The organism is Streptomyces sp. NPDC048514 (genome assembly GCF_043199955.1).
In the GTDB taxonomy this organism is placed as follows: domain Bacteria; phylum Actinomycetota; class Actinomycetes; order Streptomycetales; family Streptomycetaceae; genus Streptomyces.
In genome coordinates, this window is record NZ_JBICWT010000004.1 from 430,450 (window position 1) to 445,256 (window position 14,807).

Annotated in this window: 13 protein-coding genes; 7 read left to right on the plus strand and 6 right to left on the minus strand. The window is 73.0% G+C overall.

Features of this window, described 5'->3' with window-relative positions; genetic code table 11:
• Positions 1-107 precede the first annotated feature (107 nt).
• Entirely contained in the window at positions 108-1,619 is a 1,512-nt protein-coding gene (locus ACGFT2_RS10690) for a class I adenylate-forming enzyme family protein (RefSeq protein ID WP_393275725.1), read from the plus strand.
• Here the strand turns inward: ACGFT2_RS10690 and ACGFT2_RS10695 are convergent.
• Together ACGFT2_RS10695 and ACGFT2_RS10700 are read right to left on the minus strand one after the other, a co-directional pair.
• Complete coding sequence (locus ACGFT2_RS10695; RefSeq protein ID WP_393275728.1) at positions 1,598-2,110, minus strand: EF-hand domain-containing protein; 513 nt, start codon at positions 2,108-2,110, stop codon at positions 1,598-1,600. The genes ACGFT2_RS10690 and ACGFT2_RS10695 overlap by 22 nt on opposite strands.
• 152 nt (positions 2,111-2,262) lie before the next feature.
• Positions 2,263-2,643 carry an STAS domain-containing protein gene (locus tag ACGFT2_RS10700; protein ID WP_393275731.1) on the minus strand — a complete coding sequence of 127 codons (381 nt, stop codon included), beginning with the start codon at positions 2,641-2,643 and terminating at the stop codon, positions 2,263-2,265.
• A 335-nt stretch (positions 2,644-2,978) separates the two neighbouring features.
• On the opposite strand from ACGFT2_RS10700, the gene ACGFT2_RS10705 reads away from it, so the two are divergent.
• Both ACGFT2_RS10705 and ACGFT2_RS10710 read left to right on the plus strand, forming a co-directional pair.
• Positions 2,979-3,548, plus strand: coding sequence for a sigma-70 family RNA polymerase sigma factor (locus ACGFT2_RS10705; RefSeq protein WP_393275733.1), 570 nt, complete (start codon positions 2,979-2,981; stop codon positions 3,546-3,548).
• A complete protein-coding gene (locus ACGFT2_RS10710; protein WP_393275735.1) occupies positions 3,545-4,870 on the plus strand; it encodes a zf-HC2 domain-containing protein in 1,326 nt (441 codons plus the stop codon). Before ACGFT2_RS10705 ends, ACGFT2_RS10710 begins: the two co-directional genes overlap by 4 nt.
• A 75-nt stretch (positions 4,871-4,945) precedes the next feature.
• Here the strand turns inward: ACGFT2_RS10710 and purU are convergent, their stop codons facing one another.
• Positions 4,946-5,824, minus strand: a complete 879-nt coding sequence (purU, locus tag ACGFT2_RS10715; protein WP_393275738.1) for a formyltetrahydrofolate deformylase — start codon at positions 5,822-5,824, stop codon at positions 4,946-4,948.
• Positions 5,825-5,929: 105 nt separating this feature from the next.
• Entirely contained in the window at positions 5,930-6,376 is a 447-nt protein-coding gene (locus ACGFT2_RS10720; RefSeq protein WP_393276321.1) for a hypothetical protein, read from the minus strand.
• Between the two features lie 171 nt (positions 6,377-6,547).
• Between ACGFT2_RS10720 and ACGFT2_RS10725 the strand changes: the two genes are divergently transcribed.
• Entirely contained in the window at positions 6,548-7,873 is a 1,326-nt protein-coding gene (locus ACGFT2_RS10725; RefSeq protein WP_393275741.1) for an ABC transporter substrate-binding protein, read from the plus strand.
• Between the two features lie 264 nt (positions 7,874-8,137).
• Here the strand turns inward: ACGFT2_RS10725 and ACGFT2_RS10730 are convergent, their stop codons facing one another.
• Together ACGFT2_RS10730 and ACGFT2_RS10735 are read right to left on the minus strand one after the other, a co-directional pair.
• On the minus strand, positions 8,138-9,859 hold the full coding sequence (locus ACGFT2_RS10730; RefSeq protein ID WP_393275744.1) for a hypothetical protein: 1,722 nt from the start codon (positions 9,857-9,859) through the stop codon (positions 8,138-8,140).
• A gap of 201 nt (positions 9,860-10,060) precedes the next feature.
• Positions 10,061-11,446, minus strand: a complete 1,386-nt coding sequence (locus ACGFT2_RS10735) for a transcriptional regulator (RefSeq protein WP_393275747.1) — start codon at positions 11,444-11,446, stop codon at positions 10,061-10,063.
• Between the two features lie 275 nt (positions 11,447-11,721).
• Between ACGFT2_RS10735 and ACGFT2_RS10740 the strand changes: the two genes are divergently transcribed.
• Genes ACGFT2_RS10740 through ACGFT2_RS10750 form a run of 3 tightly spaced genes read left to right on the plus strand, consistent with a single transcriptional unit; the run spans position 11,722 to position 14,800 of the window.
• On the plus strand, positions 11,722-12,387 hold the full coding sequence (locus ACGFT2_RS10740; protein WP_393275749.1) for a bifunctional DNA primase/polymerase: 666 nt from the start codon (positions 11,722-11,724) through the stop codon (positions 12,385-12,387).
• A 50-nt stretch (positions 12,388-12,437) separates the two neighbouring features.
• Positions 12,438-13,214, plus strand: a complete 777-nt coding sequence (locus ACGFT2_RS10745) for an ABC transporter ATP-binding protein (protein WP_393275751.1) — start codon at positions 12,438-12,440, stop codon at positions 13,212-13,214.
• Complete coding sequence (locus ACGFT2_RS10750; protein ID WP_393275754.1) at positions 13,211-14,800, plus strand: transporter; 1,590 nt, start codon at positions 13,211-13,213, stop codon at positions 14,798-14,800. The genes ACGFT2_RS10745 and ACGFT2_RS10750 overlap by 4 nt, the downstream gene beginning before the upstream one ends.
• Positions 14,801-14,807: the final 7 nt, after the last annotated feature.

A 14,807-nucleotide genomic window follows, 5' to 3' on the forward strand; every position in this document is an offset into this window, starting at 1 on the left:
CTGTGTCGTGCCCGCCAGGCTAGCGGCGCACCCCTGGACCGACAAGGCGCACGGCCCTACGCTCGGCCCACTATCTGACTGACCGTCAGTTCGAGCAGGGGGCCGAAGTGAACGACACGACCGCACACGCCCTGAGCGCCTGCCGCACCCTGTGGGAGCTGGTCGACCGGCGCGCCCGGCTCACCCCCGAGCGACCGGTACTGCTCCAGGGGGACCGGACGCTCACCTTCGGCGCCCTGCGCGAGCGCGCCGAACGGGTCGCCGCCGGTCTGTACGGGATGGGCGTGCGGTCCGGCACGGTGGTCGCCTGGCAGCTGCCCACGCGCATAGAGACCGCCGTGCTGTCCTTCGCGCTGGCCCGCCTCGGCGCCGTGCAGTCCCCGGTCATCCCCTTCTACCGGGACCGCGAGGTCGGCTTCGCGCTCCGGGAGTCCAGGGCGGAGTTCTTCGCGAGCCCGGGCATGTGGCGCGGCCACGACCACACGGAGATGGCACGGCGCCTGGGCGCCGAGGGGGTCTTCGAGGCGTACGACCGCCTCCCCGACGGTGATCCGTCCGTCCTGCCCGACCCGCCCGCCGAGGGCACCTCGGTCCGCTGGATCTACTGGACGTCGGGCACCACCTCCGACCCCAAGGGTGTGCTGCACACCGACCGTTCCCTGATCGCGGGCGGCTCCTGCCTCGCCCACGCGCTGCGCCTGACTCCGGCCGACGTCGGCTCGATGGCCTTCCCCTACGCCCACATAGCCGGCCCCGACTACACGGTGATGCTCCTGCTCTACGGTTTCCCGGCGGTGATGTTCGAGCACTTCGCCCTGCCGGACGCGCTGGCGGAGTACCGGCGGCACGGGGTGACGGTGGCCGGCGGCTCCACGGCCTTCTACTCCATGTTCCTGACCGAGCAGCGCGAGCGGCCGGGCGAGAAGGTGATCCCCTCCCTGCGGCTCCTCGCGGGCGGCGGCGCCCCCAAGCCGCCGGAGCTGTACCGCTCGGTGGTCCGCGAGATGGGCGTCCAGCTCACCCACGGGTACGGCATGACGGAGGTCCCGATGATCACCATGGGGGATCCGCGGGACACCGCCGAGAACCTCGCCACCACCGAGGGCCGCCCGCCGGAGGGCATGGAGATCCGGATCGTGGACGGCGAGGTACGGCTGCGCGGCGAGGCCGTCTGCCAGGGCTATCTCGACCCCGCGCACACGGCGGCGGCCTTCGACGCGGACGGCTTCCTGCGCACCGGGGACCTGGGGCGGCTGACGGAGTCCGGCCATCTGGTCCTCACCGGGCGGCTGAAGGACGTGATCATCCGCAAGGGCGAGAACATCTCCGCCAAGGAGATCGAGGACCTGCTCGCCGCGCACCCGGCGGTGGGGGACGTCGCGGTGATCGGCCTGCCGGACCCCGAACGCGGGGAACTGGTCTGCGCGGTGGTGGAACAGCGTCCCGGTACCACCGGGTTGACCCTGCCGGGCCTCGTCTCCCACCTCCGCTCGGCGGGCCTGTCCGTGCACAAGCTGCCGGAGCGCCTGGAGGTCGTGGCGGCGCTCCCCCGCAACGACACCCTGCGCAAGGTGCTCAAGTACCGGCTGCGGGAACGCTACTCGGGGACGGTGAAGTAGCGGGCGAACGCGGGCACGATGTCCGGTTCGCCGATCCTGCCGTCACCGTCGGCGTCCAGGGCGGCGGCGATCGTCCCGGCCATCTGCTCCGGCACCCGCAGGACCCGGAGCACGCGTGCCGTGTCGGTGACGGTGAGCCCGCCGTCCTTGTCCGTGTCCGCCACCGCCAGGGCCGCGTGCAGGAAGGGGCGGGCGATCTCGGCGAAGCGGTCCGGGTTGTCGCGCAGGCGCTTGACCGCACCGGAGACGAACTCCTCGCGGGTGATCCGCTGGTCGCCGTCCCGGTCGGCGATGCCGGCCATGCCCTGCCAGAATGCCTCGGCTCCGGCGTACAGCGCCTGCCCCTCGCCGGAGCGGGCGGGCACGGTGAACTCGGCGAGCAGGGCCTTGGCCGCCGCGCTGAAGTCCTCCCGGTCGATGTAGCCGTTGCCGTCCTGGTCGAAGGTGGCGAACCGGGCGGCGATCCTGCGCTCGTACTCGGTGCTGACCATGTCTGTCCGACCGCCTTACCTGTGCGTGGGTCCGTCTGGCTGGGAGCGTACGACGCGGGCGGCCGCCGGTCGGCACGAATCCGGCGGTTGTACCGGGACCGGGGAGATTCTGCGACACCGGTGTGGCTTTGTCGCGACGGCGCGTGCACCCCTCAGGCGGAGAGCGGGCCCGCCTCGTCCGTGGTCGCGGAGTCCAGGTCGGGGTGGACGTCGAAGAGGCGGCGGACGCCGAGCGCACCGAGGACCCGGTTGACGTGCGAGCCGTCCTCGGCGCCCCGGTCGGGCAGGATCAGCCGCAGCCGGCCCTGGCAGGAACGGATCAGCCGGCGGGCCGCGATGAGGACGCCGACGCCGCTGGAATCGCAGAAGAAGACGTCGGAGAGGTCCACGACGAGGCTGTGGTGCCCCTCGGCCACGACGTCGTGCACCCGTTGCCGCAGCACCGGCGAGGTCATCAGGTCCAGTTCCCCGGTCACCCGGAGCACGGCCCACTCGCCCTGTTCGTCGCCGGTCACGTTGAATGCCACGACCATGCCCCTCCGCTCGCCGGATCTCCCGGAACCGCCCGGAAACGGAAGCAGTTCCTACGCTTCTTTTCGCGCGGCTGCCCAGCGGCCGTTCCCTGAAACGTAGAGCAACAAACGGTGGCCGATCGGCTAGGGGCTTGTTTCGGTCACTATCGATCCTGTTCGATCGGGGATATACAGGCGTGGCGTGAAGGTTGTGTGAAGAGGGCACTATCACCTGCGGCGCTTCGGGGGGCGCACATTGACACAAAGGGGCGTGCACTGTCAGACGTGCCGACTACATTCGAGGTGACGGCACGGACAGGCTGGACGCCGGGACACGGGCGAGGGGAGGGGACCACATGGCCGAGAAGGACGTACCGCCCCGCTGGGACCGCAAGATGCAGCAGCGGCTGGCCCGCGGTGAGGCCGCCGCCCTCGGCGAGCTGTACGACCGTTTCGCCTCGCTCGTGCACAGCCTCGCCCACCGCGTCCTCGGCGACGAGAAGGCCGCCGACACCGTCACCCGCGAGGTCTTCGCCCATGTCTGGGAGCACCCCGAGACCTACGACCCCAGGCAGGGCCCCTTGCGCTCCTGGGTCGCCGCCGTGACCCACCGGATCGCCGTGCAGCGGTTGCGCGACAGCGAGACCGCCGCGCTCTCCCGGCAGGCCGGCGCCACGGAGGAGCTGGAGCGCACGGTGCGCCGCGCCTCGGTCGCCGCCCGCGCCGACTTCATCGTCCACTCCATGCCCGCCCCGCTGCGGGCCGCGCTGGAACTGGCCTATTTCCAGCGCCGCGACTACCGCCAGACCGCCGGCGACCTCGGCGTCACCGAGGACGAGGCCCGCCGCCGGCTCCGCCTCGGCCTGCAACTCCTGTCCACCGCCCACGACGCCGGGACCCCTCCGGGATACGGAGGTGCGGCGTGAGCGGGCCCGGACGGTTCGAGGAACACGGCGAGCACGAACGCCCCGAAGCGGACGGAACCGGCTCGGGTGACGTGACGCGCGGCCCGGGTGGGTTCCAACCGTCCGGGTCTTCGCGCATACCGCCACCCCGCGCCTCCGTCGAGGACGGTGGGTTTCCGCTGCCCGGCCTCGCCGATCCGGGGGACCTCCGGCCCGTGGCGCTCGACCTGTCCCACGATGTCCTGAAATCGCTCCTCGGCGCCTGGGCGCTGGCCGCCTGCTCGACGGCCGAGACGGCCGCCGTCGAGGAGCACCTCGGCGCCTGCGGAAGCTGCGCCGACGAGGCCCGCCGGCTGCGCGAGGCGGTCGGACTGCTGCACCAGCCGGAGAGCCTCGACCTGGACCCGGGGCTGCGCACCCGCGTCCTGGCGAGCTGCCTGGACCGCCGGCCGCCGCACATCCCCGTGCCCGGCTGGGCGGCGCCGTACGACGCCGAGACAGCGCGCCTGGACGCCCTGCTGCAGGACTTCGGGGACGCGGAGTGGCATGCGCCCGTGCGGCTGCGCTGGTTCGAGGCCGACACACCGGCGAGCCGTCGTACGACCGTCGCCGGGGTGATCGCACACCTGCTGTCGGTCGACGGGCTGATCGCGGCCGCGCTGGGCCTCGAGGACCCACTGGCCGAGGTCACCGAGGCGGCGGAGGGCGCGGTGGGCCCGGCCGGGCGCACCGAGGCCTTCTGGCGGGCCTCCCACTTCCCGCCCACCCGCTCGGTGCGGGCGCCGTGGCGCGAGCAGAGCCACAGCCTGGTGCGCACGGTGTCGTTCACGGGCGGCCGGTCGAGCGGACTCGCGGTGGCGTACGGCGACTTCGAACTGCCGCTGCACGACGCGATGCTGGACCGCGCCTTCGAGTGCTGGGTGCATGCCGAGGACATCGCGGAGGCGGTGGACTACCCGTACGAGCCGCCCGCACCGCGCCACCTGAACCGGATGATCGACCTCGCGGCGCGGATGCTGCCGGTCGCGCTCGCCGAGCGGCGCCGGGCCGGCCTGTCCGCGCCCGGCGCGGCCCCGCACCTCGTCACCGCGGGTACGCCGGGACGCAGTCTGCGGCTGGAGATCGAGGGCACGGCGGGCGGCGAGTGGCTGATCCCGCTGGACTCGCCGGCGGCGGTGGGCTCCGCGGACTTCGAGGTGGCCCATGTCGCGCTGGACGGGGTGGAGTTCTGCCGGCTGGCCGCGGGCCACGTGCCCCCGGAGGAGGCGGCGGCAGGACAGGTGGGCGACCGGGAGGCGATCAAGGACGTACTGTTCGCGGCGGCCTCCCTGAGCCGGATGTAGGGGGCGGGCCGAGCCGGATGCGGGGGGTGCGTCCGGATTCGGCGGCGGCCTCGGTCCGGCGCGGGCCCCCGGTCGCTAGGCGAACACCACCGTGCGTCGGCCGTTGAGCAGAATGCGCCGCTCCGCATGCCACTTCACCGCGCGCGCCAGCGCCTGGCACTCCACGTCACGGCCGACGGCGACCAGCTGGTCCGGGCTCACCTCGTGGCCGACCCGCTCGACCTCCTGCTCGATGATCGGCCCCTCGTCGAGATCCGCGGTGACGTAGTGCGCCGTCGCGCCGATCAGCTTCACGCCCCGTGCGTGCGCCTGGTGGTACGGCTTCGCGCCCTTGAAGCTCGGCAGGAAGGAGTGGTGGATGTTGATGATCCGGCCGCTGAGCTGCTTGCACAGGTCGTCCGACAGGACCTGCATGTAGCGGGCGAGGACGACCAGTTCCACGTTCTCCTCGCGCACGATCTCCAGCAGCCTGGCCTCGCCCTGCGACTTCGTGTCCTTGGTCACCGCGATGTGGTGGAAGGGAATGCCGTAAGAGCCCACCAGCTCTTCGAAGTCGGTGTGGTTCGAGACCACGCCCACGATCTCCACGGGCAGCGCGCCGATCCGGGCCCGGAACAGCAGGTCGTTCAGGCAGTGCCCGAACTTGCTGACCATGAGCAGGATGCGCATCTTCGCGTCGGCCCGGTTGATCTGCCAGTCCATGCGGAAGGAGTCACCGATCGCGGCGAAGCTCGCCCGCAGCTTCTCCACGGTCACCGGCGCCTCGGCCGAGAAGTGGACGCGCATGAAGAACAGGCCCGTGTCGTGGTCGCCGAACTGCTGACTGTCCTCGATGTTGCAGCCGGTCATGAACAGATAGCTGGACACGGCGTGCACGATGCCCTTTTTGTCCGGGCAGGAGAGCGTGAGGACGTACTGGTCGGCCGGGGCGGCGGCCGCGGACTGCTCGTTCATGCGCTACAGGTTCTCATGTCGGCCGCCCGCAGCGGGCGCCGTCCCGCAGGACGGGACGGACGGGCGCGCCCGGCGCCGCAGGTCACCGGAGGAGAGGGAGCCCGCCTACGCCGTCCGCGTCAGGATCCGCAGGACTTCCAGGCTCTTCGGCGCCGAGTCCGCGTCGTCGCCGTCGCTCGCCGCGAGGCGTACGTGCGCGTCCCGCGCCGCCCGCACCGCCTCCGGCCACCCGTGGTGGTCCAGATACGCGGCCACGGGCGCGTCCGGGCCGACCTGGTGCATGATCCGCAGCAGCCGCAGCACGGCGGTGTCGACGAGGGCCGCCTCCTGGGAGTCCCGGAATATCGTGCCGACGTACTTCTCCGCCGACCAGTTGTCCAGCCAGGTGTCCTCGACCAGCCGGTACACGGCGTCGGTGACGTCGCCGAACCCGTCCACGCCGGCCAGCCAGACCTCCTGCTGGAAGACCGGGTCGGAGAGCATGTGCAGCGCCGAGCGCACATTGCTGCGCCAGCGCCACCAAGGCATGTCGTTCAAGGGCATGCCGCCCATGGTGGAGGAGCGACGGCCGCGACGGGAAGAGTTCTCCGAACCTTGCACGGTCGTCGATCGTACGTTCCCGGTCACACGACCCTCACCGGCCCCTCCAATTCACTCTGATGTCACCTTTCGTTGCCCTCTGATCACTCGGGGGTTAGCAGTGTGAGGGAATCGTGCGTGTCCATGACCGGCAGGCGACGCACCAGCAGTACTTTCCGCCCTTCCTTCCCGCGCCCCGGCAGAGCCCTCGCCCTGTCCCTGGGCGCCACGGCCCTCTGTGCGTCGCTCACGGCGGGATGCGGGGTCGTCCCCGGTGCCACGGGGGGCTCCGGGGACGCCCCGGTCAAGGTCATGACCTGGGCTCCGCAGGACACCGACGCCACCAACAAACCCGGCATGCCCGCGATGGCCCGCGCCTACGCGAAGTGGATCAACGCCCACGGTGGCCTCGACGGCCGCGACCTCGAGGTCCTGACCTGCAACGACCACAACGACAGCGTGGGCGCGGCGAAGTGCGCCCGGCGGGCGGCCGACGAGGACGTGGTCGCGGTCGTCGGCTCCTACAGCCAGTTCGGCGACTCCTACCTCGCCCCCCTGGAAGGCGCCGGCATCCCCTACATAGGCGGCTACGGCGTCACCAACGACGAGTTCACCGGCTCGATGTCGTACCCGGTCAACGGCGGCCAGCCCGCCCTCCTGGCCGGTCTGGGCAAGGCCCTCGCGGCCATCTGCGGCAATGTCGCCCTGGTGCGCCCCGACAGCATCGCGGGCGACGAACTGCCCGCGATGCTCGACTCCGGGCTGGAGGCCGGCGGCCACGCGGACGCCGGCGACCGGCTGGCCGCCGAGGACGCCACCGAGTACGGCGGCCAGGCCCAGCAGGCGCTGGGCTACGCGACCAAGGACGTGACGAGGAAGGGCTGCGTGGTGCCCGCGCTCGGGGACCGCACCGACACCTTCATGGACTCCTTCCGCCGTTCCCGGGACGACTTCCCCGAGGTGCGCACGGCGACCGTGATCGGCAGCGTCGACCAGACGGTGATCAACGCGACGGGCGGGGCGTCGGGGCCGTACGAGGGGTCGTACATCACCGGCTGGTACCCGCCGGCGTCGGACGCGCGGTGGGACCGGATGAAGAAGGTGATCAACGAGGAGGCCTTCGGCGACAACCGCATCGACCCCGCGGACGCCGGAGTGCAGACCACGTGGATCGCCTACACCGTGCTCAAGGCCGTGCTGGACAGGATCGGCGGCGGCGAGGTCAGTTCCGGCACCGTGCGCCACACCCTCGACGACGGCCTGCGCGTCTCCACCGGCGGCCTCACCCCGACCCTGCACTGGCCCTACGAGAGCAGGCTCGCCGCCGTCGGCTTCTCCCGGCTGGTCAACGCGAACGTGACGCTCCAGGTCGTCCAGAACGGCAAGCTGGTCGCGGCCCGCAAGGGCGTCGGCGGCACCAACGGCATCGCCGACATGACCGACACGCTGGTGAACGCGGACGTGGGGTGACCGCGGCGAACCGGGCCGGAACACCGGCGGCGAACGCGGACAAAACGCCCGCGGGGCACCGGCCTGCGGGGTATTGCGGATCCGCGCCCCGCGGACGGCAGCCCGTCCCGGGCGGGCCGGCCCGTCAACAGCCGGGCGGGCCGGGGGTGGGGCGGCTCGTCAACAGCCGGGCGGGCCGGGGGTGGGGCGGCTCGTCAACAGCCGGGCGGGCCGGGGGTGGGGCGGCTCGTCAACAGCCGGGCGGGCCGGTGGTGGGGCGGCTCGTCACAGCTGGGTGGGCTGGCGCCGGGTCAGCCCGTACTTCCCCGCGATCGCGTTCCACAGGGCCGCCGCCTTCGCCTTCTGCGCACTGGCGGTGCCGCTCTCCCGGTTGCCGGCCTGGGTCTCGGCGGTGGTGCGGGCGTGGCCCTTCTTGCAGCCCTTGTGGCCGCCGGCCTTGACCTGGCCGGCCCAGGCCGCGTAGTGGTTGTCGGCCGCGGCTGATGCCTGCCAGGCCGCGGTCAGCGCTGCGGTGAGATCACCGTTGGCCGGCAGCTTGTCCACGGTCAGCTTGCCGAGCCGGGTGACCAGCTGGCCGCGCTGCCTGGCCGCGCCCCGCAGGCTGGAGGCGGCCTGGTCGAGGTTGTCGCACTGCTTGACGTCGGCCACCGCCTGGATCACCGAGGCACGGCTGCTGCCGCTGTCGGCGAGCAGCTTGTCCAGTGCGACCGCCTGCTGCCGGGCCGGGTCGGCCGCGGGCGAGGCCGAGTCCCGGGTGGCCGGGGACGCGGCGGCGACCGTCTTGCCGTCGTCGGCCGGGTGCTTGTCCCCCCCACCGGCGCTGAGCAGCGCACCGGCACCCACGCCGATCACGACGATCCCGACCCCGACGGCCGCGATCAGCGGCACCCGCGACCGGCCCCCGCGCCGCCCCTCGTCCTCCTGGGAGGAGTCGTAGGGGTCGTAGGAGGAGGGGGGCGTGCCGTACGACGGCCGCGCCGGGCCGGAGTAGGCGTCCGGCTGCTGGACGCGCGGGAGCTGCTGGGTGGACCCGGCCGGGCCGTCACCGCCCCCGGGACCGCTGCGGAAGAGGTTGTCGAACTCGGCCGGCGGCTGCCGGTCGGCGCCCTGGGCCTGGGCGGCGTAGGGCGGTATGTACTGCGTGGCCTCCGCGTCGGAGTGCGCGGGCGCCTGCTGGGGCACGGGGCCGAGGTACCGCGTCTGCTCACCGGCCGACTCCGGCGGCAGCGCGCCGGCCGCCACCGGGGGGATGTACTGGGTGGCACCGTCGGCGGACCCGGCCGGCACCGGCGGGAGGTACTGGGTCGCGCCCTCGGCGTGGGCCGCCTGGACGGGCGGGATGTACTGGGTGGCGCCGTCGGCCGCGGGCACCGGCGCGATGTACTGGGTGGCGCCGTCGGCCGTCGGGGGCAGCGGTCCGCTCGCACCCGGGTACGCCTCCGGCACCGCGGGCGGCAGCGGCACGGCCGGCGCCGGGTGCCGCTGCTCGTGCTGGTGCTGGTCCTGGTGGGCCAGATGCTGCTGGTGCTGCTGGCCCTGCTGCTGGTGCTGCTGGCCCTGCTGGGCCTGGTGGTGCTGCTGGTACGGGTCGGGCGTGCCGTAGGCGGGCTGCGGGCCGCCGTAGGCAGCGCCGTACTGCGGATCCTGCCCGCCGGGGCCGTAGCCGGACGGCTGAGCGCCGTATGACGGCGCGGGGGCGCCCTCCGGCGGCAGCGGGCCGGGGCCGGCGGCGGACGCGGGCTGCCCGGCGGGATCGCCGGGCGCGCCCCACTGCGGGGCGGCGGCCGGGGGCCAGCCCTGGTCCGGCTGCCGGTTGTGCTGCTCGGGACCCCACGAACCGCCCCAGGCCTGGCCGCCGGCCGGGGTCGTGGCGGCAGGCGCGCCGGTCATGCCGGGCAGCAGGGGCTCGCCTCCGTCGGAGGGCAGCACGATGCCTTCGTGCGCGGGCCGCGCCGAGGGCTCCTCGCCCTGTCCACTCTGCGTCACCGGGACTCCTACCAATGGGGGACCTTGTGAATCGTCGACTCACGCTACCGGGTCCCCCGAGCCGGGTGCCACGCAGCTCAGGACGCGATCTTCTTCCCTGTGACAGCAGTAACAAAACCGGCCCGCGATGCGCTGTTCACGGCACCCGGCGCACATCCGGGTGCCGTTTCCCTCGTCTTCACCGGGAAGCGGGCCCTTCGTTCAGGCGGCCGGCTGCAGATCGAGACGCGCCCCGAACTCCCTCACCACCGCCTCGTCCCGGAAGGGCTCCAGTCGTTGCTGGAGATCCTCCAGATACTCGGCGCCCCGGTTGGAGCGCAGGGTCTCCAGCAGTTCCACCGCCTTCAGGCCGGTGCTGCAGGCCTGTTCGATCTCGCGCTGCTGCACCTGGGCCGTGGCGAGCAACACATATCCGATGGCGCGCCGGCGGGCCCGGGACTCGGGATGTCCGGCGAGCGACTGCTCGGCGTACCGCGCCGCCTGCTCGGCCTGTCCGAGATCGCGGTGGCAGTGCGCCAACTCGTCGGCCAGATAGGCCTCGTCGAAGTGCGCGATCCACGCCGGGTCGTCGCCCGCGGACGCGTCGGCCCCCTCCATGGCCGTGACCGCCCGGCCGCCGGACGCCTGCGCCGAGCGCGCGTCGCCGAGCAGGGCGTGGCCGCGCGCCTCGGCCGCGTGGAACATCGCCTCCACACGCGGGGTCACGTGCCCGCGCGCCCCCTCCTGCGCCGCCCGCGCCAACTGGGCGATCTCCCGGGGGTTTCCGAGCTGCGCGGCCAGGTGGCTCATGGACGCCGCGAGGACGTATCCGCCGTACCCGCGGTCCCCGGCGGCCTGCGCGAGCCGCAGCGACTGGATGTAGTACCGCTGGGCCAGGCCCGGTTGGCCGGTGTCGACGGCCATGTATCCGGCCAGTTCTGTCAACCGGGCCACGGTGGCGAACAGTTCGCGGCCGACCGCCTCCCGGTACGAGCCCGCGAGCAGGCCGGAGACGACACTGTTGAGGTAGTGCACGACGACCGGGCGCACATGCCCGCTGCCGTACTGGTGGTCCAGGTCGGTGAGCGCCTGGGTCATGGACCGCACGGCCGCCACGTCGGACAGACCGACGCGCGGGCCGGCCTGCCGGGCCACCTGGACGTCCGGCGCGGAGATCAGCCAGTCGCGGCTGGGTTCGACCAGCGCGGAGGCGGCGACGGAGGAGCCGGACAGGAAGTCCCGGCGCCCCACGTCACTGCGCCACAGCTCGCAGACCTGCTCGATGGCCCCCAGTACCGTCGGCGAGAACTGGAGGCCGACCCCGGAGGCGAGGTTCTTGCCGTTGGCCATGCCGATCTCGTCGATCGTGACCGTACGGCCGAGCTTGCGCCCGAGCGCCTCGGCGATGATCGCCGGCGCCCGGCCCCGCGGCTGCTGGCCCCGCAGCCAGCGCGCCACCGACGTCTTGTCGTACCGCAGGTCGAGACCGTGCTCGGCGCCGCACATGTTGACCCGCCGGGCCAGCCCGGCGTTGGAGCACCCCGCTTCCTGGATGAGTGCCTGCAGCCGTTCGTTCGGCTGCCTCGCCACGAGAGGCCTTGCGGCCATGCGCTACCCCCTGCGAACCCCTGGAGCGTGAAGTCCCGGCCGGAAGATCCGGCCGGGCAGATCACTGCCCACCTGACATACCGTCAATGCGTGACATGTGTGGTTTGCCGGGGTAAAGGCTGATGCCACCCCCACCCCTGGTTACCCACACCCCAGCCCGCTTCCTCCTGCGCGCCCCCGCCTGTGCTCCCATGCGCCCCGGCTGCGGAATCGATGCCCCTCCCCCGCGCGCGCTATGGCCGTAACCGGTGATGGGCCCGGGAGTTGAGTGGGGCGTGGAAGAGACGATCGCGGGCGCCCGAGACACTCAGATTGCCGGTCAGATTCCGCAGCAGCGCGGGGAATCGCTGCTGGAGACCGCCGTACGCTACGCCGAGGAGCGGCACTGGGACGTGTTCCCGGGCACCTGGCTGGAAGCCGCCGACGGGACGCAGCGCTGCTCGTGCGGCGACGCCTCCTGCCCCGCGCCGGGTGCGCACCCCACGCGCCCCGACTGGGCGACCCTGGCGACCGGCAGTGCGACCGTCGCCCGCCGGATGTGGCAGAAGCAGCCGACGGCGTCGATCCTGCTGCCCACGGGGCGGACGTTCGACGCGTTGTCCGTCCCGGAGAGTGCGGGTTTTCTGGCGCTGGCCCGGATGGAGCGGATGGAGCTGACGCTCGGGCCGGTGACGCTCGCCCCCGACCGGCGAATGCAGTTCTTCGTGCTGCCGGGTGCGTCCGCGAAGGTGCCGGAGCTGGCACGCAAACTCGGGTGGCCACTGCCGTCGCTGGACCTGGTGGCCCTGGGCGAGGGGGCGTACGTGGCCGCCCCCCCGACCCGGTTCGGATCCCGGGGCGCCGTGCAGTGGGCCTGCCGGCCCACTCCGGCCAATCGGTGGCTGCCGGACACGGAGGAGCTGATCTCGCCGCTCGCGTACGCCTGCGGCAGGGACCGGTAGCCGCCCGCCGTCCCGCCCGCGCGGGGCCGACCGCCCCGTAGCCTTCGGGTATGACCGAAGCTGCGGTAAGCGTGCGGGGGCTCTGGAAGCGGTTCGGGCAGCAGGTTGCTGTCGGCGGGATCGATCTGGAGCTGCCCGCCGGGAAGTTCATCGGGCTGGTCGGTCCCAACGGGGCCGGGAAGACCACCACCCTCTCCATGGTCACCGGGCTGCTGCGGCCCGATGAGGGGAGCGTGGAGGTCGTCGGGCACGATGTCTGGCGGGATCCGGTGGCCGTCAAGGCGCGGATCGGGGTGCTGCCCGAGGGGCTGCGGCTGTTCGAGCGGCTGTCCGGCCGCGAGTTGCTCGCGTACTCGGGGCGGCTGCGCGGGCTGCCGGGCGACGAGGTCGACAAGCGGGCCACGCAGCTGCTGGACGTGCTGGACCTGGCCGGTGCCCAGCACAAGCTCGTCGTCGACTACTCGACCGGCATGCGCAAGAAGATCGGGCTGGCCGCCGCTCTCCTCCACAACCCCGAAGTACTCTTCCTGGACGAGCCGTTCGAGGGCGTCGACCCGGTGTCCGCGCAGACCATCCGGGGCGTGCTGGAGCGGTACACGGCATCCGGCGCCACCGTCGTGTTCTCCTCGCACGTCATGGAACTGGTCGAGTCGCTGTGCGACTGGGTCGCGGTGATGGCGGCGGGACGCATCCGCGCGACCGGGACACTGGCCGAGGTGCGCGGGACGCACCCCACGCTGCACGGCGCGTTCCTGGAGCTGGTCGGCGCGAGCGGGCGCACCACCGGCTCCGATCTGGACTGGCTGGGCGGCAGGGCGGCCCGATGACGAGCCCGACCCCCACCCTCGTGCGGCTGAAACTGTCGCTGCTGAAGAACGGGCTGCGGCAGTCGGGAGGCCGGCGGGCCGCGTTCGTCGTGTCGGCGGTCGTCGCGATCCTGTTCGCGCTCTCGCAGCTGCTGGGGCTGCTCCTGCTGCGCGGGCACGCGCACGCCGACGTGGTGGCCGTCACCGGCACGGCCGTGCTGGCACTGGGCTGGGCGGTACTGCCGTTGTTCTTCCCGACCGGTGACGAGACGCTGGACCCGACCCGGCTGGTGCTGCTGCCGCTGCACCCCCGCCCGCTGGTCCGGGCCCTGCTCACCGCCTCCCTGATGGGCATCGGACCCCTGTTCACGCTGCTGGTCCTCACCGGCTGCGCGCTGGCACTGGCGCACGGCCCGGCCGGGTACGTCGTCGCGGTCGCCTCCGTCGTCCTCGCGCTGCTGGTCTGCGTGGCGCTGGCGCGGGCCGTCGCCGCCGCCAACGTACGCCTGCTGACCAGCAGGAGAGGCCGCGATCTGGCCGTACTGAGCGGGCTGGTGATCGCGGTCGGAGCCCAAGTGGTCAACTTCGGCGCGCAGCGGCTGGGTTCGACCGGTCTGGGCCGGCTGGAGCCGGTCGCGGACGTGCTGTCCTGGGTACCGCCGGCGTCGGCGATGGGGGCGGTGCGGGCGGCGAGCGAGGGCTCGTACGGCACGGCGATCGCCCGGCTCGTCCTCTGCGCGGCCGCGCTGGGACTGCTGATCGCGGTCTGGGCGCGCAGCCTGACCCGGCTGATGACCGCGCCCGACGGCTCCACGCTGCAGGCTCCCGACGCCGGAACACGGGACCACGCCTCCCGGGCCGGGCTCGGGCGGCTGCTGCCGGGCGGGCGCACGGGCACCGTCATGGAACGCAGCCTGCGCTACGTCTGGCGCGACCCCAAGACCAAGGCCGCGTGGGTGACCTCGCTGGCGATCGGGCTGATCGTGCCGGTGTTCAACGCCGTGCAGGGCACCGGATCGGTCTACTTCGCGTGCTTCGCCGCCGGGATGCTCGGCATCCAGATGTACAACCAGTTCGGCCAGGACACCTCCGCGTTCTGGATGGTGGCCACGAACATCTCCTCCGCCCGGGACGCCTACACCGAGCTGCGCGGCCGGGCCCTCGCCCTGCTGGTGGTCACCCTCCCGTACGCGGTCCTCGTCACGGTGCTGACGTCGGCGCTGCTGGGTGCCTGGGCGCGGCTGCCGGAGGTACTGGGGCTGTCCCTCGCGCTGCTCGGGGCGATGCTGGCGACCGGCGCGTGGACCTCGGCCCGGTTCCCGTACTCCATCCCGCAGGAGGGCCACAAGAACGTGGCGCCCGGGCAGGCCGGCCTCGCCTGGATCTCCATCTTCGGCGGCATGGTGGCGGCGGCCCTGCTGTCCTCGCCCGTCATCGCCCTGGCCGTCTGGGCCAACGTCAGCGCGGACGGCGACGAGTGGAGCTGGCTGCTGCTGCCGGCGGGCGCGGCCTACGGCGCCACGCTCACCTTCCTGGGCCTGCGCCTCGCCGCTCCCCGCACGGCGGCCCGCCTCCCGGAGATCCTGGCGGCCGTCAGCAAGGGGTAGGGGGCGT